The sequence below is a fragment of the Chitinilyticum litopenaei DSM 21440 genome (assembly GCF_000428145.1).
In the GTDB taxonomy this organism is placed as follows: domain Bacteria; phylum Pseudomonadota; class Gammaproteobacteria; order Burkholderiales; family Chitinibacteraceae; genus Chitinilyticum; species Chitinilyticum litopenaei.
In genome coordinates, this window is record NZ_ATZJ01000022.1 from 1 (window position 1) to 22,100 (window position 22,100).

Annotated in this window: 18 protein-coding genes and 2 pseudogenes; 6 read left to right on the forward strand and 14 right to left on the reverse strand. The window is 59.9% G+C overall.

Annotated features, from left to right (window positions below; translation table 11 throughout):
* The 4 genes from C515_RS20520 to C515_RS0110000 all read right to left on the reverse strand — a co-directional run.
* Window positions 1-1,447, reverse strand: a 1,447-nt coding sequence (locus C515_RS20520) for an RHS domain-containing protein (protein ID WP_144290421.1), incomplete at its 3' end; no start/stop codon positions are given.
* Between the two features lie 243 nt (window positions 1,448-1,690).
* A complete protein-coding gene (locus C515_RS23545; protein ID WP_144290422.1) occupies window positions 1,691-2,404 on the reverse strand; it encodes a hypothetical protein in 714 nt (237 codons plus the stop codon).
* The gene (locus tag C515_RS0109995; protein WP_028455419.1) at window positions 2,344-3,249 is read right to left on the reverse strand and encodes a hypothetical protein; all 906 of its coding nucleotides are present in this window, start codon (window positions 3,247-3,249) and stop codon (window positions 2,344-2,346) included. The genes C515_RS23545 and C515_RS0109995 overlap by 61 nt, the downstream gene beginning before the upstream one ends.
* Before the next feature lie 13 nt (window positions 3,250-3,262).
* Window positions 3,263-4,459, reverse strand: coding sequence for an RHS repeat-associated core domain-containing protein (locus tag C515_RS0110000; RefSeq protein ID WP_028455420.1), 1,197 nt, complete (start codon window positions 4,457-4,459; stop codon window positions 3,263-3,265).
* 18 nt (window positions 4,460-4,477) lie between these two features.
* Here C515_RS0110000 and C515_RS24365 point away from each other — a divergent pair, with 18 nt between their 5' ends.
* Window positions 4,478-4,756: a hypothetical protein gene (locus C515_RS24365; protein WP_028455421.1), complete on the forward strand. Its 279-nt coding sequence runs from the start codon at window positions 4,478-4,480 to the stop codon at window positions 4,754-4,756.
* 213 nt (window positions 4,757-4,969) lie between these two features.
* Here the strand turns inward: C515_RS24365 and C515_RS0110010 are convergent, their stop codons facing one another.
* On the reverse strand, window positions 4,970-5,839 hold the full coding sequence (locus tag C515_RS0110010; RefSeq protein ID WP_028455422.1) for a hypothetical protein: 870 nt from the start codon (window positions 5,837-5,839) through the stop codon (window positions 4,970-4,972).
* Complete coding sequence (locus C515_RS23080; protein ID WP_158380805.1) at window positions 5,839-6,987, reverse strand: RHS repeat-associated core domain-containing protein; 1,149 nt, start codon at window positions 6,985-6,987, stop codon at window positions 5,839-5,841. Before C515_RS23080 ends, C515_RS0110010 begins: the two co-directional genes overlap by 1 nt.
* Before the next feature lie 18 nt (window positions 6,988-7,005).
* On the opposite strand from C515_RS23080, the gene C515_RS24370 reads away from it, so the two are divergent.
* Window positions 7,006-7,284, forward strand: coding sequence for a hypothetical protein (locus C515_RS24370; protein ID WP_158380806.1), 279 nt, complete (start codon window positions 7,006-7,008; stop codon window positions 7,282-7,284).
* Window positions 7,285-7,470: 186 nt separating this feature from the next.
* Here C515_RS24370 and C515_RS23550 read toward each other — a convergent pair whose 3' ends face one another.
* From C515_RS23550 to C515_RS0110055, 7 genes and pseudogenes are all read right to left on the reverse strand, one after another.
* The gene (locus C515_RS23550; RefSeq protein ID WP_144290423.1) at window positions 7,471-8,067 is read right to left on the reverse strand and encodes a DUF8467 domain-containing protein; all 597 of its coding nucleotides are present in this window, start codon (window positions 8,065-8,067) and stop codon (window positions 7,471-7,473) included.
* Window positions 8,068-8,287: 220 nt separating this feature from the next.
* Window positions 8,288-8,827 (reverse strand): annotated as a pseudogene (locus C515_RS24865) (RHS repeat-associated core domain-containing protein).
* Between the two features lie 611 nt (window positions 8,828-9,438).
* Window positions 9,439-10,485, reverse strand: a pseudogene (fba, locus tag C515_RS20525) (class II fructose-bisphosphate aldolase); the annotation flags it as partial.
* Window positions 10,486-10,528: 43 nt separating this feature from the next.
* Window positions 10,529-11,518: a class 1 fructose-bisphosphatase gene (locus C515_RS0110040; protein WP_043649040.1), complete on the reverse strand. Its 990-nt coding sequence runs from the start codon at window positions 11,516-11,518 to the stop codon at window positions 10,529-10,531.
* Between the two features lie 436 nt (window positions 11,519-11,954).
* Entirely contained in the window at window positions 11,955-12,797 is an 843-nt protein-coding gene (tpiA, locus tag C515_RS0110045; protein ID WP_051304833.1) for a triose-phosphate isomerase, read from the reverse strand.
* A gap of 182 nt (window positions 12,798-12,979) precedes the next feature.
* Window positions 12,980-13,459 (reverse strand): hypothetical protein, encoded by a 480-nt coding sequence (locus C515_RS0110050; RefSeq protein ID WP_028455427.1) that lies wholly within the window; start codon window positions 13,457-13,459, stop codon window positions 12,980-12,982.
* The gene (locus C515_RS0110055) at window positions 13,456-14,238 is read right to left on the reverse strand and encodes a DeoR/GlpR family DNA-binding transcription regulator (protein WP_043649073.1); all 783 of its coding nucleotides are present in this window, start codon (window positions 14,236-14,238) and stop codon (window positions 13,456-13,458) included. Before C515_RS0110055 ends, C515_RS0110050 begins: the two co-directional genes overlap by 4 nt.
* A gap of 435 nt (window positions 14,239-14,673) precedes the next feature.
* Here C515_RS0110055 and katG point away from each other — a divergent pair, with 435 nt between their 5' ends.
* The gene (gene katG, locus C515_RS0110060; protein ID WP_028455429.1) at window positions 14,674-16,875 is read left to right on the forward strand and encodes a catalase/peroxidase HPI; all 2,202 of its coding nucleotides are present in this window, start codon (window positions 14,674-14,676) and stop codon (window positions 16,873-16,875) included.
* A 551-nt stretch (window positions 16,876-17,426) separates the two neighbouring features.
* Here the strand turns inward: katG and C515_RS20530 are convergent.
* On the reverse strand, window positions 17,427-18,386 hold the full coding sequence (locus tag C515_RS20530; protein ID WP_051304834.1) for a helix-turn-helix domain-containing protein: 960 nt from the start codon (window positions 18,384-18,386) through the stop codon (window positions 17,427-17,429).
* Window positions 18,387-18,421: 35 nt separating this feature from the next.
* Here C515_RS20530 and C515_RS0110070 point away from each other — a divergent pair, with 35 nt between their 5' ends.
* The 3 genes from C515_RS0110070 (at window position 18,422) to mutS (ending at window position 22,079) form a co-directional block, all read left to right on the forward strand.
* Window positions 18,422-19,075, forward strand: a complete 654-nt coding sequence (locus C515_RS0110070) for an HAD-IA family hydrolase (RefSeq protein ID WP_028455430.1) — start codon at window positions 18,422-18,424, stop codon at window positions 19,073-19,075.
* Window positions 19,072-19,359, forward strand: coding sequence for a SemiSWEET transporter (locus C515_RS0110075; protein WP_245575022.1), 288 nt, complete (start codon window positions 19,072-19,074; stop codon window positions 19,357-19,359). Before C515_RS0110070 ends, C515_RS0110075 begins: the two co-directional genes overlap by 4 nt.
* 194 nt (window positions 19,360-19,553) lie before the next feature.
* The gene (gene mutS, locus C515_RS0110080; RefSeq protein ID WP_028455432.1) at window positions 19,554-22,079 is read left to right on the forward strand and encodes a DNA mismatch repair protein MutS; all 2,526 of its coding nucleotides are present in this window, start codon (window positions 19,554-19,556) and stop codon (window positions 22,077-22,079) included.
* The last annotated feature ends 21 nt before the right edge of the window (window positions 22,080-22,100 follow it).

Consider the following 22,100-nt stretch of genomic DNA (forward strand, 5'->3'; position numbering starts at 1 on the left):
CCGTTTCGTGGTCGAAGTATTGCCCCTGGAAGCGCAGCGGGTTGCTGATGCCGGCGCGTTTGGCGGCGTCACTGATCGCGGCTTTGGCTTCGCCCCAGGCCTTGTAGTCTGCTGACCACGCCAGATTGCCTTCGGCGTCGAGCAGCTCCTGCGGGGTGCCGAGGTGGTCGGTGTGGTAGTAGTAGAGCTGCTCGAAGGGCTGCGGCTCGGGGCTGTAGGTCCACAGCGGGTCGGCGTCGATGTCGTAGTCGCGCTCGCTCCAGTCCGGCGTGGGCAGCAGCGGGATGCGCTGGCGGGTCTTGGCCTGCAGCAGCGGCACGAAGCTGCCGGGCTCGAACACGTAGTGCGTGGTGGTTTCCGCGTCGCCTTCCCAGGCGATCTGGTCGCCGTCCCAGCCGTACAGCGTCACGCCGTAGCCGTGCTCGCGCGAGAGGCGGGCGGTTTCGCTGGCGACCCAGGCGGGGTTGACGGCGGCTTGCGCGCCGGCGCCAATCGGCAGCTTGGGCGTGCTGTGCTTCAGCAGCCGGCGGCCGAGCGGGTCGTAAGCGAATTCGGTATCGACCTCGTTGCTGCGCACGGCGGCCAGGCGGTTGAAGTGATCCCACTCGAACCACTGCGTGCGGCCGTTGTCGATGCGCGCGCGCAGATTGCCGCGCTCGTCGTATTCGAAGTGCTTCCCTGCATAATCTTTGAGCAGGTTGTCGAGCAGCTTGTTGCTGCCGGTGAGCTGGCTGTGAAACTGCTGCTGCTCGGCCCGCTCGCGGGTGTCGTACTGGCGCTGGTCAGCCGTTTGCGGATCAAGCAGGTTGCCAGCGGGGTCGAAGGCGAAGGTTTCCTGGCCCAGGCGGCTGGTGGCGGCGAGCAGACGGCCGACTGGGTCGTAGTGATACTGCAGTGCGCCACGGCGACTGTCGCTGATGCCGAGCAGCTGGCCGGCGGCGTCGTACTGGTACTGGCGGTGGCTGACGGTGGCGTTGCTGGTGGTCTGGCCACCGGCTTGACCGGCGGTTTGACTCAGGGCCTGCACGCGTTCCAGCAGCTGTTCGGTCAGCCGGCCGGCCGGGTCATAACTGCGGCTGGCGGCGAGCTGCCCTCGATCCGTGTTGCCGAAGGTACGGCGGATTTCGCGGTGCAGGTCGTCGCGCTCCAGATCGCTGACCAACTGGCCGGCGATGCGCAGCTGGTGTACATGGCCGGAGCCGTAGCTGAGCCAGTCGACACGATGGCCGTCCGGGCGGATGGTGGTGACGCGGTTGTCGAGCGCGTCGTACTCGTGCCGCCAGATCGCGGTAAAGGCGCTGCCGCGCAGGCGGTAGTGCTGATGTTCGCGCACCAGATTGCCGACTTCGTTGTAATACCACTGCAGCTGGCTGCCGGCATTCTCGGCGAGGATGAGGCGGCCACTGGCGTCGTAGGCGAACGACTCGGTGATGGCGTTCAGCGGCACGCCGTGCTCGTCCAGCTGCTGGTCTTGCCCGAGCAGTCGGTGTAGCTGACTTTCAATAAAAGGGAAGGGTATTCGCTTGCAGCTTTTTTAAATGAAGAGCTACAAGCGAATACCCATGCATGTTGTTAAAGAGTCATTATCACCTGTTTGCCGATACTGGCGGTGCTGCTACCGATGCAGCGCATGAGCAAAACTACCGCTGATGTATTGGGGGGTCGCTGGCGCTCAACCCAATCTACCGCGCTATGAAGCAAGGTATGAGAAAAAGCTGCGCCAATTTTCAGGGGCTGCATGCACTAAATCAGTCAGTTCTTGTTTTATCGAGGCCGCAATTTTCGAATAGCTATCTTCAGCTGAAATTGGGGTTTCTCCTCGTAGTATTGCAAGTTCGTTTTCAATTTTATCGATGTCGCCAGCAGCCCAGTCGCTCGCTGCGCCAAGTAGATACAGTAGATGATATTCAAGTCGACAATCTGGATTGTAAGTGTTTTGTAATTCGACGGCATCCAATTTATCTATGAAAGACCTCAATTCTTCGCTGCGGAATGTTCGACTGGCTTCGTCTTCGCATAGTTCAGAGTCATAGTTTGTTAATTCGATCCAGTAGGTGATGTCATGCGGGCCATCTTTTTGAAGCATGTGCTGCGCTGCAAATCGCGCCATCTCCTCGCTGCTACCTATTAGTGGGGATATGACCAGGTCGCTTCCATAGTCAAATCCAAAGTAATAGGTGGTGTCGTCAATGATGATTGATTCAATTCCGCCTATGTGGTTGTTTCGCCCGTCAATCGGTTGTGATTCTGCATTCATAAGGGTAATAAAAATCTCTAGACTTGGGTGTTTCTGTCTGTTTTTCGAGAAAAGCTTTGCCCGCAAAGCTATGGGTTGTTTTGGGGTTAAGTGGGTGTGGTGTTTGGTATTGCAATTTCCGTGTTTGCCAAGAGGTCGGGTAGGCATTTTTCTGCCCTGGCAATGACCGAGGCAAGTATTTCATCAATTTCTAGTTTTTTGTTGTAGGAAAGTAATACGGTGGTTTTTTTGAGTAATTCAAGGTCGTCGGGGAGTTCTGTTTCCAAATTCATGGTTTTTCTTATTTTTATAAAGGTGACCAATGGAAAAGGTATGATTCGCGCATGTAAATCGAGATAGTCGCCTATGCCGCTTGAGCTGTTCATTATTTGGCATTGCTTGATGTGGTGCTCATAAACCGCCCGCAGAGCTGTGTCGACTTTGGGTTCGCGTAACTGTTTCAAGAGTTGTTTGTGCGGTTCTGTCATTGCTGTTTCTTGAAGCTCAATCCATGGCGAGCCATGCTGTTCCAAGAAGCAGTTGACAATGAATAATCCGCTGGCCCCCATGGGGTCGCTGTATAGGTTGTTTTTTGCCAGGCTGGACAAGATGGGTAATACCTTTGTAATGAGGTTCTCTTCATTGCAAAGTAATAGAAGGCTGAGTGCTTGAGCTGCATCTATGTGGATGCATCGACTGTGGCTGAGGTTTCGATGTATTGAGTAATATAAATCATAGAATGAATAAGCGGTTAGGTCGCTTAAGGTATCGATATTTCCATTCAGGTAGCTGGCGGTGAATTCTGTGGCTTTGTTTGAGACGAATCTGTTCAATAGGGGGGGGGTGCGAATGTATCCTGCCGATTTTTCTGCGTATGCATTGGAGAATTTTCTGATTGGTAGCTTGGCGTATGAGGATAGCTCGGATTTGATGGACTCGTTTTCCGATATGTAATGGCCATTCTTCAACCACTCTTCCAGTGTTTCGATATCGTCCTTGATGTTGTATTTCATTGGCGTTCCTTATTTAGAACCATTTGGTGTGTCGAATTGTTGCTGCGTTGCCTGATGAGCAATCAACTTCAAGCACACTTCCGGATAAGCTACTGCTTCCGCTGTTTATTTTTGAGAGTATATTCTGTGCATCTTGTTGGGTGCTAGTGCCTGCCATGTGTTTCCATTGAGGGTCCTTTGCATTTGCTGCTTTGTTGAGGCGATCAAGTACGAATGCTTTTCCTGTATTCTGATCTTTGGAAAGTGCTGGATAGCCACTCCTACCTTTTTGTGTTTTTACTTCATATGCAATGAGATCGCCACTCCATTTTTCTGCAATAATGTCAATGCCGTGCCCGCTATTGTTTTGAATCTGCCAAATGTTCTTGTATTTTCTGCTTTTTTGCATTTCTCGAATGGCAATGGATTCACCGTCATTACCGCATGTGCAAGGACACTGTGAATTACTGTCTGAGACTTTCTTTGTGCTACCAGGGCCTTTTCTTTGGCGCTTTAAGCCGAAAGGATCAATCCACTCCACCGGATTCGGCGCATACGCAAAGATATTCAATCCACCCTGCAGGCTGATCGGGTCCTTGCTGATGAATCGCCCGATTTGCGGGTCGTAGTAGCGGTGGCGGTTGTAGTGTAATCCCGTTTCGTGGTCGAAGTATTGCCCCTGGAAGCGCAGCGGGTTGCTGATGCCGGCGCGTTTGGCGGCCTCGGAGATCGCGGCTTTAGCTTCGCCCCAGGCCTTGTAATCTGCTGACCACGCCAGATTGCCTTCGGCGTCGAGCAGTTCCTGCGGGGTGCCGAGGTGGTCGGTGTGGTAGTAATAGAGCTGCTCGAAGGGTTGCGGCTCGGGGTTGTAGGTCCACAGCGGGTCGGCGTCGATGTCGTAGTTGCGTTCGCTCCAGTCCGGCGTCGGCAGCAGCGGGATGCGCTGGCGGGTCTTGGCCTGCAGCAGCGGCACGAAGCTGCCGGGTTCGAACACGTAATGCGTGGTGGTTTCGGCGTCGCCTTCCCAGGCGATCTGGTCGCCGTCCCAGCCATACAGCGTGACGCCATAGCCGTGCTCGCGCGACAGCCGCGCCGTTTCGCTGGCGACCCAGGCGGGGTTGACGGCGGCTTGCGCGCCGGCGCCGATGGGCAGCTTGGGCGTGCTGTGTTTCAGCAGCCGGCGGCCCAGCGGGTCGTAGGCGAATTCAGTGTCGACCTCGTTGCTGCGCACGGCGGCCAGACGGTTGAAGTGATCCCACTCGAACCACTGCGTGCGGCCATTGTCGATGCGCGCGCGCAGATTGCCGCGCTCGTCGTACTCGAAGTGTTTCCCTGCATAATCTTTGAGCAGGTTGTCGAGCAGCTTGTTGCTGCCGGTGAGCTGGCTGTGGAACTGCTGCTGTTCCGCCCGCTCGCGCGTGTCGTACTGGCGCTGGTCAGCCGTTTGCGGATCGAGCAGGTTGCCGGCGGGGTCGAAGGCGAAGGTTTCCTGGCCCAGGCGGCTGGTGGCGGCGAGCAGCCGGTGTAGCTGGTCACTGATGATGGAGGGTATATGCCCGTAGCCTTTTAAATTGAAAGGCTACAGGCATATACCTACGCTTCTTGTTAAGGAGCTACTCTCGCCAGCATTAACAATGCTGACCGTACCGCAACCGCTGCAGGACATATGCAAAATTGCTGCTGTCGGGTTGGGTTTCACGAGCGTTCAACCCAACTTACCGCGTTGCCGGCAGGGTATCAATCACCACATGGCGGCACTTTCAGCGCGCTTATCATCGCCGTCTAGCTGATCGAATCTTTGATATTCAGCCATTAATCTAGGGTTTTTATGAACTGGACTCCAGTCTTTATCCAGCACCTTAATCGCACAGAGTGTATTGAGGGTTTCAATGTTTGCTAACACCTTAAAGCTGTCAATCACGTCAAACCATAAATAATCCCAGTCCTTTTTTTGCGCCAGCCAATCCCAATTATCTTTATGGCCAAAATTATCAACCCGCAGACGGGTTAGCTTTGTGCATTGCAGTATTTCATCCCAGTCGAGTAATTGTTTTGTTTTTTCCAGTCGTAGGCTGCGCAGTTCAGGAATTTGAGTGATCCCTGCCAAAGAAACTAGCTTGCTGTTGCATAACCAAAGTTGTTCAACTTTAGAGTTTGCTAGTAAGCGCAAATCGGATTCGTTGTAACTGCCGAGATACAATCGCCGTATGTTCTTGCATTGAAGATAGCTGGTATTTTTCTTGTTGAATTTGTTTAATGCAACATAATGCAGGTTTGGCAGGCAGGTAAAATCAAATTTCTCGTAATCAATATTTACACTAAGATTAATACTATTGATTGAATGAATTGACTTTGCAATTCGATCGGTTAGCCTAAATTTCTTGTCGGAAGTCAGTATAAATTCGCGTAGCTCTGAAGTGTCTAGGCTTTCAAGGAATTTCTCCGTGTCGCCTGAGTCAGCCAATGCAAAGTAAATGGTATTAAACTTGAAATTTTTTAGTTTTTCTAGGTCGTTAAATGCAATTGCGACTGAAGTAATGGTGAGTGAATATTGCCCCTTGGTGTTACGATGCACAAAAACACTGTCGGCCTGATAGATAATTTCATCCATTATCTTCTCCCTGATCCTGCTGGTAATGATTGGAAATCTTTAATTATTCGTGCAGCTTCTGCTGACACGGCTGCGCGTGCTTTTGGGCACGTAACTCTTGCGAATTTATTTACCCCGGGCGACTTAACTCTATTCATAGGGCTGTTTGTATTTGGACTTATTCCAATTCCATTCATGACTTCAGATTCAACCATTTCGGCATAATCACTTTTACTTATTCCGCAAGGTGGGGGGTTAAGAGAGAAATGTTTGCCGCGATTTACGGAAGCATCATAAATTTTAGTTTTGGAAGCTCCAGGCATCTTTCCAGAGTTAACAGAATAACTACCATCTGCGCTAGTCCGTTCACGAGTTGATGTAAGGTAACGGCTGCGCTCACCCTTGCCAACATAGGTTTGTCCATTTGAAGTTTCGAATACATACACTCCATTCAAGCCAAGTGGATCCACCCACTCCACCGGATTCGGCGCATACGCAAAGATATTCAATCCACCCTGCAGGCTGATCGGGTCCTTGCTGATGAAGCGGCCAACGCCCGGGTCGTAGTAGCGATGGCGGTTGTAGTGTAATCCCGTTTCGTGGTCGTAGTATTGGCCCTGGAAGCGCAGCGGGTTGCTGATGCCGGCGCGTTTGGCGGCTTCAGAGATCGCGGCTTTGGCTTCGCCCCAGGCCTTGTAGTCGGCGCTCCACGCCAGATTGCCATCAGAATCGAGCAGCTCCTGCGGGGTGCCGAGGTGGTCGGTGTGGTAGTAGTACAGCTGCTCGAACGGTTGCGGTTCGGGGCTGTAGGTCCACAGCGGGTCGGCGTCGTAATCGTAGTCGCGTTCGCTCCAGTCCGGCGTCGGCAGCAGCGGAATGCGCTGGCGGGTTTTGGCCTGCAACAGCGGTACGAAGCTGCCGGGTTCGAACACGTAATGCGTCGTCGTTTCCGCGTCGCCTTCCCAGGCGATCTGGTCGCCGTCCCAGCCGTACAGCGTCACGCCATAGCCGTGCTCGCGTGACAGCCGCGCTGTTTCGCTGGCGACCCAGGCGGGGTTGACGGCAGCCTGCGCGCCGGCGCCAATCGGCAGCTTGGGCGTGCTGTGTTTCAGCAGCCGGCGGCCCAGCGGGTCGTAAGCAAACTCGGTGTCGACGTCGTTGCTGCGCACGGCGGCCAGGCGGTTGAAGTGATCCCATTCGAACCACTGCGTGCGGCCATTGTCGATGCGCGCGCGCAGATTGCCGCGCTCGTCGTACTCAAAATGCTTCCCTGCATAATCTTTGAGCAGGTTGTCGAGCAGCTTGTTGCTGCCGGTGAGCTGGCTGTGGAACTGCTGCTGCTCGGCCCGCTCGCGGGTGTCGTACTGGCGCTGGTCAGCCGTTTGCGGATCAAGCAGGTTGCCGGCCGGGTCGAAGGCGAAGGTTTCCTAGCCCAGGCGGCTGGTGGCGGCGAGCAGCCGGTGTAGCTGGCCACCGATGAAGAAGGGTATATGCCTATCACCTTTTAAATTGAAAGGCTACAGGCATATACCTACGCTTCTTGTTAAGGAACTACTCTCGCCAGTTTGACGATGTTGACCGTACCGCAAAGCTGCAGCACAAGAACAAAATTCCGCAGTGATGTTGGGTTTCGCTGACGCTCAACCCAACAGCTAAGGTTTTTTGCTGGTGAAATAAGCCATGGTGTTATTAGTTAAAAACAAGCCATCAACCTGATCGTATTTTGCGACGGCATCTGGCCAAGCAAAGAATTTAGTGCTTGGTTTGTCATGCAAAATCAGGCCGGTTTTTGGGTCAAGCGCATACAATTTGAAAGCGTGCTTCTTTGCTATTTTCCAGACAGCTTTAACAAACTGGTCAGTCTCTGGGTCAGAGTCTGAGTCATATGATGCAGCTAGACCACCGTCACGTAAGCCATCAGGTAAATAGTTGGCATTTTTTGAGTGTTCGAACTGGATGAGGCCTTCGCCAACCGGTGAGCCATGGAATTCAGTCCCGTTTCTAACTGACCCAATGTAATTGTCTTTGTAGTCAGCTAAGGTAGTTATTTTATTGTTAAGAATGACTGCGCCGGAGTTGAGCTTCTCATAGCAGTCTGCAAGGGATTGCCGTATTGCGGGTTCCGGGGTTTTCCATGGGTGATTATCAATAAATATAATATCAGGAATAGCCTCAATTAAATTTTTTGAAAAATTATCTTCGTCTTCTCTGGTCATAAAAAGGTAGAGGGTAGATAACTTGCTTGGCATGTCTTTCCTTATCTGATTGTAACCGTACCCGGTGTCATGTTTGTCGTGTCAAGAGAGCCGGGTGCAGGTGTTTGCCCTTTCTGAACGGTAACAACAATTGCATTCGGGTTTTGCTGAGTAATGCGGTTTGCATTATCCCATTCGCGCTGACTCATCCCATTCACAGTACCATTATCAACTGTTTGCACGTGTACCGTTCTTCCTTGGGCGTCTTCGAAGGTCATGTCTGACAGAAGGAGCCACCTTTCCGGCTACCGTTCGGGCATGGTGTCACGGGGAGGAGATAACGTTCAGGCAACTCAGCGCCAGTGGTTTGATTACGGCCACCGTTTTTGTGACGAATATTAGTGTTGTCGGCGTGCACCTGGTCACGCACCTGATCCATATGTTGCTTGGTTGCTGCATTGCCTCGGCGTGCCAAACCCCACGGATCAATCCACTCCACCGGATTCGGCGCATACGCAAAGATGTTCAACCCACCCAGCAGGCTGATCGGATCCTTGCTGATGAATCACCCGATTTGCGTGTCGTAGTAGCGGTGGCGGTTGTAGTGTAATCCCGTTCCGTGGTCGTAATACTGGCCCTGGAAGCGCAGCGGGTTGCTGATGCCGGCGCGTTTGGCGGCCTCGGAGATCGCGGCCTTGGCTTCGCCCCAGGCCTTGTCCCCCAAGGGGACTTCCTGCGGGGCGTAGTCGGCTGACCACGCCAGATTGCCTTCGGCGTCGAGCAGCTCCTGCGGCGTGCCGAGGTGGTCGCCAATCCTTTTTCAAACAGTCGTAATAGTAAAGCTGCTCGAAGGGCTGTGGCTCGAGGCTGTAAGTCCACAGCGGGTCGGCGTCGATGCCCCACGGGGACTCGCTGCGCGGCGTAAGCGAATTCGGTGTCGCCGTCGTTGCCGCGTTCGTTGGGGCAGCCGGCGGGGCCGGGTTATCCCATAGGCGACGATTGTGTACCCGCAGAGTGCGCCGTGTGCGCTGGCGCAACTGGCCGGCAAACTGCGCGCCGATGCCGCCCGCTTGCGCCTCTGCACACGTTCTGCTCGGATGGGCTGATGGGTATTGTCATGCAGCCTTTTGCTGGAAATGGATTGAGGCTTATACCCTGTTTTTGAGGGGGGCGGTTTTGCCGAGCGGGTGGTGATGCTGGGGGCGCCTGATATGCGCCGCGCCGTTTTGCGTTTATTTCTCTGCCCTGAAGGACCTTCCCCCGGTCATGCCGGGGGAAGGTCATTGGCTGCGCGCAGGGGGCTCAGTAGCAATCCGGCAGCAGCCAGGCTTCATTGCGGATGTGCAGCGCCTGGGGCTGGCCGGCGTGGCTGACGCCGCCACGCGGGCTGGGCGACTGGGGCGCTGCGGGGCGGGTCTGCATGGTCAGTGCGCCGCTCGCATAGCGTTCGGCCATGCACTCCAGCGCCAGCGGGCGAATCAGTCCGGCCTGGCCCACGCAGCCAAAGGCTTCGTAGCGGGCGATGCAGATGTCGCGCATGGCCTTGACCGAGGCCTGCAGGTATTTGCGCGGGTCGAATTCGGCGGGATGTTCGCTCATGAAGCGGCGAATGGCGCCGGTGGCGGCCAGCCGCAGGTCGGTGTCGATATTCACTTTCCTCACGCCGAACTTGATGGCGCGCACGATTTCTTCCACGGGCACGCCCCAGGTGGGGGTGATATTGCCGCCATTGGCATTGATGACATCCAGCCACTCCTGCGGCACCGACGAGCTGCCGTGCATGACCAGATGCGTGTCGGGCAGGCGCTCGTGGATCTGGCGCACCCGGTCGATGGCCAGCGTTTCGCCCGTGGGCGGGCGCGAGAACTTGTAGGCGCCATGGCTGGTGCCAATGGCGATCGCCAGCGCATCGACCCCGGTGGCGGTGACAAAGGCCGCGGCTTCTTCCGGATCGGTCAGCAGCCGTCCGTGATCAAGCTGGCCGGTGGCGCCGATGCCGTCTTCCTCGCCGGCCAGCCCCGTTTCCAGGCTGCCAAGGCAGCCCAGTTCGCCCTCGACCGACACGCCGCAGGCATGCGCCATTTCGACGACCTGCCGGGTGACCGTGACGTTGTAGTCGTAGTCGCTGGGGGTCTTGCCGTCGCTGCCCAGCGAGCCGTCCATCATCACCGAAGTGAAGCCGAGCTGGATCGCACGCTGGCAAACGGCGGGGCTGGTGCCGTGATCCTGATGCATGACGAGCGGAATGTGCGGGAATTCTTCGGCAGCGGCGAGCATCAGGTGGCGCAGAAAAGGTGCGCCGGCATAGTTGCGGGCGCCAGCCGAGGCCTGGACGATCACCGGGCTGTTGGTGTGGTCGGCCGCTTCCATGATGGCGCGCATCTGCTCCAGATTGTTCACATTGAACGCGGGGATGGCATAGCCGCGTTCGGCGGCGTGGTCGAGCAACTGGCGCATGGCGATCAGGGGCATGGTGTTCTCCTTCGCTGGGTGTTGAAAAGCTGGCTTCAGCCGCTCAGGCCTGCCGGTGGTAGTCGTTCAGGCGTTCGATTTCATGGCGCGCGCCAAGCAGCACCGGCACGCGCTCGTGCAGGCTGGCGGGCAGGATGTCCAGAATGGGCTCGTGACCGCTGCTGGCCAGCCCCCCGGCGGCGTGAACCAGCAGCGCCATCGGTGCGGCTTCATACAAGAGGCGCAGCTTGCCCTGGCGGGCACTGGCCCGCTGGTCGGCCGGGTAGAGGAAAACCCCGCCGCGCTGCAGGATGCGGTGCACATCGGCCACCATGGCCGCCATCCAGCGCATGTTGAAATCCTTGCCACGCGGGCCGTCGCGACCGGCCAGGCATTCGCCGACATAACGCGTTACGGGAGCGTGCCAGTGCCGCTGGTAGGCCGCGTTGATGGCGAATTCGCTGCAATCCGGGGCAATTTGCAGCCCGCTCTGGCTCAGCAGGAATTCGCCGCGCGCTTCATCAAGGGTGAAGGCATGCACGCCCGCCACGCTGCCGACCACCAGCACCGTGGCGGGGCCGTATAGCGCATAACCGGCCGCCAGCTGCTGTCGGCCGGGTTGCAGGAAATCGGCCGTGCCGACCGTGTCGCCCGGCGGGCCGGGCTGGATGCTGAAAATGCTGCCCACCGGGCCATTGATGTCCAGATTGCTGGAGCCATCAAGCGGGTCGAAGGCCACCAGCACGCCGTCCGGATTGGCGGCATGGCTGCCTGGCGTGCTGTCCTCGTCTTCTTCCGAGGCAAAGGCGCGCACCTGCGGGCAGGCATGCAGCGCTTCGGCCATCAGGCGGTTGGCCAGCACGTCGAGCTTTTTCTGCTCCTCGCCCTGCACATTGCCGCTGCCAGCCAGGCCCGTTTGCCCGGTAAAGGCGGCGCAGCGCACCGCCGTGCTGATCCGGCGGCAGGCCTGCGCGAGTGCTGCCAGTACCGGCGCCAGTTCGCTCAGGCGCGCGTCGCGTTTGGCCAGCAGGAAATCGTGCAGTGTCATGGACATGGTCGGGGGCTTCACTGAGTGTTGAAAACGTCGGTTTTATCGGTGGGAATCCGGCGCCAGGCCAGGCCCGGCATAAATCATCACTTTTAATATCAATTACATATTTGTTGTTTCTGATTAGGTAGCTACCTCAGCATAAGTACAATTCGTCATTCCCGCGAAAGCGGGAATCCAGCGGCAATGCCTTTTCTAGCGGTGCTCTGGATGCCGGCTTTCGCCGGCATGACGAGTTGTTGATCTGGCTGCCTATTGATCCGGCCCTCGGAAGTTTGAATTTCCGTAGGAGCGAGCTTGCTCGCGAAGCCTTGCTGATCGCGAGCAAGCTCGCTCCTACGAGTAATAACATCAGAGGGCCGGATCAATAATCAGGTATTTGGTTGTGCATTCCTTTTGGTGAAGCCGTAAAAACGGCCACAGGCTGTTTTTCCACGGCCTGTCAGCGGGTGAGGGTAAGGGGTACGCAGCGCAGCGCGGCGTGATAAATGGCCAGCAGGGATTCGGTTTGCAGCGAGGCGCCGCCCACGAGCACGCCATCGATGTCTGGCTGCAGCAGAAAGGCTTCCGCGTTGGCCGGAGTGACGCTGCCACCGTAGAGCAGCGGCATGCTGGCCGCAGCGGCAGCGTCGCATTGCGCCAGATAATGCCGGATGAAACGATGCGCCTGCTGGGCCTGTGCCGGCGTGGCGGGCTGGCTGCTGCCAATGGCCCACAAGGGCTCATAGGCAATGATGGCATTACGCCAGTCCGGCGTGGTCAGCAACCAGTCGAGCTGATTGCAGAGTACTTGCTGCATTTCGCCGGCATCGCGCTCGGCCTGGCTTTCGCCGATGCAGACGATGGGCGTGATGCCGGCCGCCGCACAGGCGCGGGCCTTGCCGGCAATCAGCGCGTCATTTTCGTAATGATGCTGGCGGCGCTCGGAATGACCGACCAGCGTGTAGCCGCAGCCGATTTCGGCCAGCATGGCGGCCGACCATTCGCCGGTGCGCGGTCCGCTGCTGAGTTCGCCGACATCCTGTCCGCTGAAGGCTACACCGGTGTTCTGCGCCAGCCGGGCCACCTCGCCCAGATAGGGCGCCGGCGGGCAGAGCACGATGCGCACCGCATCCCTGGCGGCTGCAGCGAGTGCCGGCACGGTGGCGCGGCACAGCGCCAGATTGCCGTGCATCTTCCAGTTGGCCACCACCAGTTTTTCGCGCTGGCGCGGCGCGCCGGCAAAGCCGCGCGGCAGCAGGGCGGGCGGAGGAACAAGCAGCTGATGGGCGACGGCGTGGTTCATGAATGCCTCCGGCGGTGTGCGAAAACGAACTTGCTTGTTCGTTCGAATGTTCATGTGCGCATTTTATGTTCGTAAATGTTCGTTGTGCAACAAAAATCGAAAGCAATGGACGGGTGGTGATTGAAAACGAAAAGGGATGGGCTACTGGAGGGGGAGGTCACGACCGCAGGGTGCGGCAATGCTCAGACGGGCGGCAGTGCGCGGCGCTGCGAACGAGGCATGCTTGCGCGCCAGGCCAGCAGCAAGGCCAGAGCACACAGGCTGCCGAGTAAGCCATACAGCAGGCCGCCATGCAGATAGACCAGCCAGCCATCGAGCGTGACTTGCCCATCCAGATGCTTGTAAACGAAGCGACCGTAGAAATTGCCACCGGAAAAACCGTGTGCGGGTGGATCGGGAAAACTGAACAACAGCACGGGCAGGGCGGCCAGCACGAAGCCCGCGCCAGCCAGGGTTTTCCAGCTGGCCCGGCCCAGATGGCTGAAGAGCAGAAAAACGGGCAGGCCGCCGACCAGCACGGCGGCGGTGCTGGCCAGCCAGATCAGCAATGCCACATCGGGCTGCCAGTGGGCGACATCGCCAAGCACCAGCAGGGCAAACAGCAGCACGGGCGGCAGCGAGCCGGTGGCGACGGCGAACAGCAGGCGCAAGGCCTGCATCATGGCTGGGGATTGGCTGCGCTGTCGGCGACGTACAGCTCGGTGCCGCAGTCGCGGATCACTTCGCACATCGCGCTACTGGGCTGGCGGTCGGTAAAGAGTGCGGTGATCTGGCGCAGGTGGCCCATTTCCACCAGCGAAGGCCGGCCGAACTTGCTGTGGTCGGCCACCAGAAACACGTGGCGCGCCTGCGCCATGATGGCGGTGGAGGTTTTCACCTCGCGCAGTTCAAAATCGCGCAGCGTGCCGTCGGCCTCGATGCAGGCCACGCCCAGTACGGCGTAATCGACCTTGAACTGCCGGACGAATTCGATGGTGGCCTCACCGACGATGCCGTGATCCTTGGCGCGCATCACGCCGCCGGCCAGGATCACCTCGCAATCGCGGTAGTGGCACATCGTCATGGCGATATGGGTATTGTTGGTGATCACGCGCAAGCCGACGTGATTGGCCAGCGCCCGCGCGACGGCCTCGCTGGTGGTGCCCAGGTTCATGAAGACCGAGGCGTGGTTCGGAATGTGTTCGGCCACCAGCTGCGCGATGCGGGCCTTCTCCTCGCTGCACAGCACCTGGCGCGTGCTGTAGGCGACGTTCTCGACGCTGGAATGCGCGCTGGCGCCGCCGTGCACCCGATGCAGCTTGCGCTCGTCGGCGAGCTGGTTGATGTCGCGGCGGATGGTCTGCGGCGTGACGCCGAAGTGCTGGGCCAGTTCATCGACGGTGGCGTGCCCGGTGCGCTGCACCCATTCAAGCAATTCCTGCTGGCGCTGATTGAGCATCATGGCTTTGTGTTCACTTTTTTTCGCATTGGGCAGGCGCTTGGCCCCGGTTTGCGGTTTGGCGTCGTCGGCAGGGCGTTGTTGTCGGTCTGCCTGTCTGACCGGAGTATAGCTGTCGCCGTTCGGGCTGACAGCCGGCAAGCGCCGCGCCGCAGCAAAGCGGGGCGGGGGATGACTGCTGAAAACACACATACCCGATAGCCTAATGCCATGCAGGTCATTTGCAATATTCGCTGTAGCCATATACCCATTTGCTGCTCCGCGGTTTGCCGAGTGCTGGCGTCAGCCCGGGCACAGGAGGGCATGCCGACGCAGGCTGGCTGCGGCGATTGCGGCACGGCTATAAGCCTGATTGGCAAAAGCAATTTGAACTATTGGCCCCCCGCTTCCAAACTGATCCCAGCAGTCAGGAATCAACCCCCTCAAGGAGAGTCCCCAATGTCCAGCGAAGCCAAATGCCCGTTTTCCCGCAATCCCGCCCCGCACACCCTGGCCGGCGCTCCCACGAATGCGCACTGGTGGCCGAACCAGCTCAAGCTGGGCATCCTGCACCAGCATTCCGCGCTGTCCAACCCCATGGGCGCGGATTTCGATTACGCCAGCGAATTCAAAACCCTGGATCTGGATGCCGTCGTCGCCGACCTGCGCGCGCTGATGACCAGCTCGCAGGACTGGTGGCCGGCCGACTGGGGGCATTATGGCGGCCTGATGATCCGCATGGCCTGGCACGCGGCCGGCACCTACCGCATCCATGACGGGCGAGGTGGCGCCGGCACCGGCAATCAGCGCTTCGCGCCGCTGAACAGCTGGCCGGACAACGGCAATCTCGACAAGGCCCGCCGCCTGCTCTGGCCCGTCAAGCAGAAGTATGGCCGCAAGCTGTCCTGGGCCGACCTGATGATCCTGGCCGGCAATGTGGCGCTGGAATCGATGGGCTTCAAGACGTTTGGCTTTGCCGGTGGCCGCCCGGACATCTGGGAACCGGAAGAGGACATTTACTGGGGCAGCGAAAAAACCTGGCTGGCGACCAGCGATCAGCCCGACAGCCGCTACTCGGGCGAGCGCCAGCTGGAAAATCCGCTGGCTGCCGTACAGATGGGCCTGATCTATGTGAATCCGGAAGGCCCGGACGGCAATCCCGACCCGGTGGCTTCGGGCCGCGACGTGCGCGAAACCTTCGCGCGCATGGCCATGAATGACGAGGAAACCGTCGCCCTGGTGGCCGGCGGCCACACCTTCGGCAAGGCGCATGGCGCGGGCGATCCGGCGCTGGTTGGCCCGGCGCCGGAAGGCGCACCCATCGAGGAGCAGGGGCTGGGCTGGATCAACCAGTTTGGTTCCGGCAAGGGCGCGCACACGACCACCAGTGGTATCGAAGGCGCCTGGAAGCCCAATCCGACCACCTGGGACAACGGCTATTTCGACATGCTCTTCGGTTACGAATGGGAACTGACCAAGAGCCCGGCCGGCGCACATCAGTGGGTAGCCAAGGACTGCAAGCCCGAGCACCTGATTCCGGACGCCCACGACCCGGCCAAGAAGCACCCGCCGATGATGACCACCGCCGACCTGAGCCTGCGCTTCGACCCCATCTACGAACCCATCTCGCGCCGTTTCCACCAGGATCCGGCCGCCTTTGCCGATGCCTTTGCCCGCGCCTGGTTCAAGCTGACCCACCGTGACATGGGGCCGCGTGCCCGCTATCTGGGCAAGCTCGTTCCCAAGGAAGAGCTGATCTGGCAGGACCCGATTCCGGCGGTCAACCATGAGCTGATCGACGCTGGCGACATTGCGGCGCTGAAGGCCAGGCTGCTGGCCAGTGGGCTAACCATCAGGGAGCTGGTCACGACCGCCTGGGCCTCGGCGTCGACCTTCCGGGGCAGCGACAAGCGCGGCGGTGCCAATGGCGCGCGCATCCGCCTCGCGCCGCAAAAAGACTGGGCAGCCAATCAGCCTGCCGAGCTTGCCCGCGTGCTCGCCGTGCTGGAGGGCATCCAGAATGATTTCAACAGCGTGCAATACGGCGGCAAGAAGGTGTCGCTGGCCGATCTGATCGTGCTGGGAGGCTGTGCAGCCATCGAGGCGGCCGCCAGCAAGGCCGGCATCACCGTGAGCGTGCCCTTTGCGCCGGGCCGCATGGATGCCTCGCAGGATCAGACCGATGTGGATTCCTTTGCCGTGCTGGAGCCGCACGCCGACGGTTTCCGCAATTTCGCGAAAACCGGGCTGGGCAATGCCGCTGCCGAATTGCTGATCGACAAGGCGCAACTGCTGCAGCTGACCGCGCCCGAGCTGACCGTGCTGATCGGCGGCCTGCGCGCCCTCCATGTGTCGCAGGGGAAGCTGGGTGTGTTCACCAGCCGTCCGGAAACACTGAGCCACGATTTCTTCGTGAATCTGCTCGACATGGGCACGAAGTGGCAGCGCAGCAGCAGCGAGGGGGTGCTGGAAGGTCGGGATCGCCAGTCGGGCGAGCTGAAGTGGACGGGTACGGTGGTTGATCTGGTATTCGGTTCCAACTCGCAATTGCGGGCGCTGGCCGAGGTTTACGCCGCCAGCGATGCCCAGGAAAAGTTCGTCCACGACTTTGTCGCCGCCTGGAACAAGGTGATGAATCTGGACCGCTTTGATCTGGCCTGAGCCCGGCCAGCCGGCGCATGCCGGCGTCCAGGCACGATGACCCGGTGCGGCTGCCGCCGCCCGGGTCGTTTTTTGTGCGGTCGTGCCAATACTCGGCCTTAGGTTCGCTGAACATCCAGCCTCCACCAGTGCTTGCCAGGCTGCCGCGTGGCAGGCTCGCGCACCAAGGCACCGCGCCTACGGCGCTGACAATCCCGTGTCCCGAAACAAGACATGGTCAGGAATACACAAGGCTGTATTGCCCTGTAGCCTTTTCATATAAAAGGCTGTGGCTGCATACCCGTTTGATAATCCTGATTGTGTCTCTGCTTCAGAATCGTCATTCCCGCGTGCGCGGGAATCCAGATGAGGGGGTGACATCAAGCTTTGCTCTGGATGTCCGCCTTCGCGGGCATGACGAAAAGAGGGTTTCTGAAAGAGAGACATAATCAAGTTGAAAAATGCTGCGTTCCTGCCGCCATGTCGACCAGCCGCGGCGACTCGTCGAGGATGCCGTGCTCATGCCCAGTTTCGGTCCGGGGGTAAGCCAGGCAGCAGCAGCGGTCATGGCCTCATGCCGGCGGATTGAGGCGATGCGCACGCCGGTAGGCTGCGGGGCTTTGCTGCTTTTGTGCGCCGAAGCTGCGGTAGAACTGGCTGAGTGAGGGAAAGCCGCTGGCGCTGGCGATCCAGGGAATCGAGTGTTCGCTGGTCAGCAGCAGATTGCAGGCATGGCCGATGCGCAATTCGGCCAGCAAGGCGCTGAAGGTGGTGTGCATCTGCCGGGCAAAGAGGCGCTTGAGTGTGGCCGGGCTGGCGGCAGCGACCCGGGCCAGATCGGCCAAGGTGATCGCGCGGGTGTAATGCTGCTGCAAGTAATCCAGTGCCAGTTGCAGCCGCCGGTCCCCGCCTCCCGCACACGGACTGCCAGACAGATAGCGCGCCTGTGGGTCGTGCTGCAGGCGCTCGAGTATGCCCAGCAGGCAATGCAGGCGGGCGAGTCCGCGCAAGGCATGCAGATCGGCAAAGGCTGCGGCGAGCTCGGTCGCCAGCCCGGCGCTGAACACCACGCCGCTGCGTACCTGTTCCAGCCAGCGGCACAGGGTCTGCAGCTCCGGCAGGCCGTGGCTGGCCAGCCCCTGCAGCCAGTCCAGCGTGAAAAACACGACCTGGACTTCCTGCAGCCCGCCATCTGCACGCGGCTCGGCTTGCCAGGTATGCGGCTGATTGGGGGCGACGAGCACCAGATCCGGGCTGCCAAAGCGTGCCGCATCGCTGCCCACATAACGCATGCCGCTGGCGTTGCGCGTGTAGGTCAGCTCGAACTCGGGGTGGTAATGCCAAAGGAAGGGGCAGAGCGTATCGGCGTAGTACTGGTATTGCCAGCCCTGGCCTTGCGTGCTTCCCACCCATTCCCTGACCAGCATTGGTGCATCCTTCTTGCAGCGAGTGAGCCGATTGTAGAAGAAATGCAGCCGCGCTGCGAAACCGGCCAGCTCCTTGCCGCCGATAATGTCATCGGACACTGCCATTGCGCAGCCATGCACACCGATTGAAAGGATGAAGAATGAGCTCACTGACTGCCCCCGCCTTCCTGTTCGACATGGATGGCACCCTGCTGGATTCCACGGCCAACATCGAGCTGATCTGGGGCGCCTGGTGTGCCCGCCACGGCATCCCGCTGGCGCAGGTGCTGGCCATTTGTCATGGCGTGCCGTCCAGCGCCACCATTGCGCAGGTCGCGCCCCACCTTGATCTCGAAGCCGAGTCGGCCTGGCTGGACGAGCTGGAGGTGGCAAACTGCGAGGGTGTCGTCGCCATCGCCGGCGCTGCCGAACTGCTGGCCAGCCTGCCTCCCGAGCGCTGGGCCCTGGTGACCTCGGCCACACGACCCGTGCTGGAAAAACGCCTGCGGCATTGCGGCCTGCCGCTGCCGGCGCACATTGTGTCCGTCGAGGATGTGCAACGCGGCAAGCCCGATCCCGAACCCTATCTGCGCGCCGCTGCACTGCTGGGTGTCGATCCAGCGGCCTGCCTGGTTTTCGAGGATGCGCCAGCCGGTCTGCAAAGCGCTGCCGGGGCTGGTGCGCGTCTGGTGCAGATCGGCGGCGCAGCCCCCCTGCACCCGGCCGTGCTGCTGCGCCTGCCCGACTGGCGGGATGTGCGGGTCAGCCAGGGAGCGGAGGGTTTGACCCTTGTTGTCACCGGAGCAGAGGCATGATGGAAAGTGAAGCACTGCTTGGCCTGGCGGCCGCCAGCTGCACCACCATCGCCTTTGTGCCGCAGGTGTGGCAGGTGTGGCGCAGCCGCTCGGCGCAGGACATCTCGCTGGGCATGTACCTGATTTTTGTCACCGGTGTGGCGCTCTGGCTGGTTTACGGCATGCTTGGGCGCGATCTGCCGCTGATCCTTGCCAATAGCGTGACCTTGCTGCTGGCCGGTGCTGTTTTGGTGATGAAGCTGGTGTTCGAGCGCCGCGCGGGGAAATCCGCCGCCCGACGCTGACTCCGCCAGTTTGGGCTGGGTGCAGCCATTGCATCGGCCCCATTTGCCGCCAACTCCGGTAGAATTCCGCGCCTGTCTTTTTGTCATCAGGCCACGCGCGGCGCGGCCAGCTCAAGGTATACCCCATGGCCCGTAAGCCTGCAGCCCAAGCAGATAATGCCGTTACGCAGCATACCCCCCCACAGCATACTCCGATGATGCAGCAGTACCTCGCGCTGAAAGCCGAGCATCCGGACAAGCTGCTGTTCTACCGCATGGGCGACTTTTACGAGCTCTTCCACGAAGACGCGGTAAAAGCCGCGCGATTACTCGACATCACGCTGACCACGCGCGGGCAGAGCGCCGGCGTGCCGATCCGCATGGCCGGCGTGCCCTATCACGCTGCCGAACAGTATCTGGCGCGGCTGGTGCGTCTTGGCGAGTCGGTGGCGATCTGCGAGCAGGTGGGCGACCCGGCGACGAGCAAGGGCCCGGTCGAGCGCAAGGTGGTGAAAGTGGTCACGCCCGGCACGCTGACCGACCAGGCGCTGCTGGACGACAAACAGGAAAACCGCCTGCTGGCGCTGTGCATCCATCGCGGCCGGCTGGGGCTGGCCTGGCTCTCGCTGGCGTCTGGCGATTGCGCGCTGATGGATTGCGAGGTCGACAAGCTGATCTCCGAGATCGAGCGGCTGCGTCCGGCGGAAATCCTGCTGCCGGAAGAATCCGCGCCGCCGGTGCTGGCAAGTCTCAATATTCCAGTCCACCAGCTGCCGCCTTGGCAGTTCGATGTGGATACCGCCACCCGCAAGCTCAATCAATTGTTCGGCACGCACGATCTAGCCGGTTTCGGTGTGCAGGATGGCATGCTGGCAGTCGGTGCGGCCGGCGCGCTGATCGACTACGTGAAGCTCACGCAGGGCGGTAATCTGCCGGCGCTGGCCTGCTTGCGCGTGGAGAACAGCAGCCAGTACATCGAACTCGACGCCGCGACGCGGCGCAATCTGGAGATTTCCGAAACCATTCGCGGCGAGCGTGCGCCAACGCTGTTTTCCGTGCTGGACCACACCGCGACCAGCATGGGCGCGCGCCTTCTGCAGCACTGGCTGCATCACCCCTTGCGCGATCACCGGCAGATTCTCGAGCGCCAGCAGGGCATCAGCCAGCTGCTTGATGCGGCTTGCGAAGACGCGCTGCAGACCTGCTTGCGCGAAATTGCCGACATCGAGCGCATCGCCGGGCGCATTGCGCTGAAAAGCGCACGTCCGCGTGATCTGTCCAGCCTGCGCGACAGTCTGGCGCAGCTGCCGCAGCTGGTCGCTAGCCTGCCGCAGGGCGGGCTGTTTGCCGCGCTGGCATCGGCATTGACGGTGGATGACGCGCTCACGGCACTGCTGCAGGCGGCCATCCTGCCCGAGCCCTCGGTCGTGCTGCGCGAAGGCGGGGTGATTGCCGCCGGTTACAGCACGGAGCTGGATGAATTGCGCGCGCTGCAGTCTGATTGCGGCGCGTTTCTGGCTGCGCTGGAGGCGCGCGAGCGCGAAGCCACCGGCATTGCCACGCTGCGCGTCGAGTACAACCGCGTCGCGGGTTTCTTCATCGAAATCAGCAATGCCAATACGGCGCTGGTGCCGGCGCACTATCGCCGCCGGCAGACGATGAAAAATGCCGAGCGCTACATCACGCCGGAACTGAAGGAATTCGAGGACAAGGCGCTCTCGGCGCAGGAGCGTGCGCTGGCGCTGGAAAAGGCGCTGTTCGATGCCTTGCTTGACGAGCTGCAGCCGCACATCCCGGCGCTGCGGCTGGCCGCGCAAGGCGTGGCAACGGTCGACGTGATGGCCTCGCTGGCGCTGCATGCGCGCGAATGGCGCTATGTGGCGCCGGTTTTCGTCGACGAAGTAGTTCTGGATATTCGCGCCGGCCGCCATCCGGTCGTGGAAGCACAGATTGCCGATTTCATTCCCAACAGCGCGCAGTTTGCGTCAACACGCAAACTGCTGCTGATCACCGGCCCGAACATGGGCGGTAAATCGACCTATATGCGCCAGACCGCGCTGATCGTGCTGCTGGCGCACATCGGCAGCCTGGTGCCGGCCGATCAGGCGGTGATCGGGCGCGTTGACCGCATCTTCACGCGCATTGGCGCATCGGACGATCTGGCGGGCGGGCGCTCGACCTTCATGGTGGAAATGAGCGAAACCGCCAACATCCTCAACAACGCCACTGAGCACAGCCTGGTGCTGATGGATGAAGTGGGGCGCGGCACCTCGACCTTTGACGGGCTGGCGCTGGCCTGGGCGATTGCGCGTGCGCTGATCGAGAAAAACCGCGCCTACACGCTGTTTGCCACGCACTATTTCGAGCTGACAAGGCTGGCGCAGGATTATGCGCAGGTTGCCAATGTGCATCTCGATGCGGTCGAGCACAAGGACAGGATCGTGTTCCTGCACGCGGTGGAAGAGGGGCCGGCTTCGCAGAGCTACGGCGTGGCGGTGGCGCAGCTCGCCGGCGTGCCGCGCGAGGTGGTGCGGCAGGCCAAACGCAAGCTGGTCGAGCTGGAGCAGGCCAGCGTGATGCGCGACGGCCAGTCCGATCTTTTTTCCGCAATTGCGATTTCGGATGTGATGAGCGAACCCGAAATCCACCCGGTGGTCGAACAACTGTCGGCCGTCAATCCCGACGAGCTGACGCCGAAAATGGCGCTGGAACTGGTCTACGCCCTGCATCGCGCCCTGTAATGACAGGCCCATTGCAACGAA

What these genes read in the sequence shown, in the direction of transcription:
- tpiA (WP_051304833.1), bottom strand. Translation starts at nt 12,797, where the DNA reads ATGAACCACGCCGTCGCCCATCAGCTGCTTGTTCCTCCGCCCGCCCTG.
- C515_RS0109995 (WP_028455419.1), bottom strand. Translation starts at nt 3,249, where the DNA reads ATGAAATACAACATCAAGGACGATATCGAAACACTGGAAGAGTGGTTG.
- C515_RS0110075 (WP_245575022.1), top strand. Translation starts at nt 19,072, where the DNA reads ATGATGGAAAGTGAAGCACTGCTTGGCCTGGCGGCCGCCAGCTGCACC.
- C515_RS23550 (WP_144290423.1), bottom strand. Translation starts at nt 8,067, where the DNA reads ATGCCAAGCAAGTTATCTACCCTCTACCTTTTTATGACCAGAGAAGAC.
- C515_RS0110040 (WP_043649040.1), bottom strand. Translation starts at nt 11,518, where the DNA reads ATGTCCATGACACTGCACGATTTCCTGCTGGCCAAACGCGACGCGCGC.
- C515_RS0110055 (WP_043649073.1), bottom strand. Translation starts at nt 14,238, where the DNA reads ATGATGCTCAATCAGCGCCAGCAGGAATTGCTTGAATGGGTGCAGCGC.
- mutS (WP_028455432.1), top strand. Translation starts at nt 19,554, where the DNA reads ATGATGCAGCAGTACCTCGCGCTGAAAGCCGAGCATCCGGACAAGCTG.
- C515_RS20530 (WP_051304834.1), bottom strand. Translation starts at nt 18,386, where the DNA reads ATGGCAGTGTCCGATGACATTATCGGCGGCAAGGAGCTGGCCGGTTTC.
- C515_RS23545 (WP_144290422.1), bottom strand. Translation starts at nt 2,404, where the DNA reads ATGCCTACCCGACCTCTTGGCAAACACGGAAATTGCAATACCAAACAC.
- C515_RS0110010 (WP_028455422.1), bottom strand. Translation starts at nt 5,839, where the DNA reads ATGGATGAAATTATCTATCAGGCCGACAGTGTTTTTGTGCATCGTAAC.
- katG (WP_028455429.1), top strand. Translation starts at nt 14,674, where the DNA reads ATGTCCAGCGAAGCCAAATGCCCGTTTTCCCGCAATCCCGCCCCGCAC.
- C515_RS0110070 (WP_028455430.1), top strand. Translation starts at nt 18,422, where the DNA reads ATGAGCTCACTGACTGCCCCCGCCTTCCTGTTCGACATGGATGGCACC.
- C515_RS0110050 (WP_028455427.1), bottom strand. Translation starts at nt 13,459, where the DNA reads ATGATGCAGGCCTTGCGCCTGCTGTTCGCCGTCGCCACCGGCTCGCTG.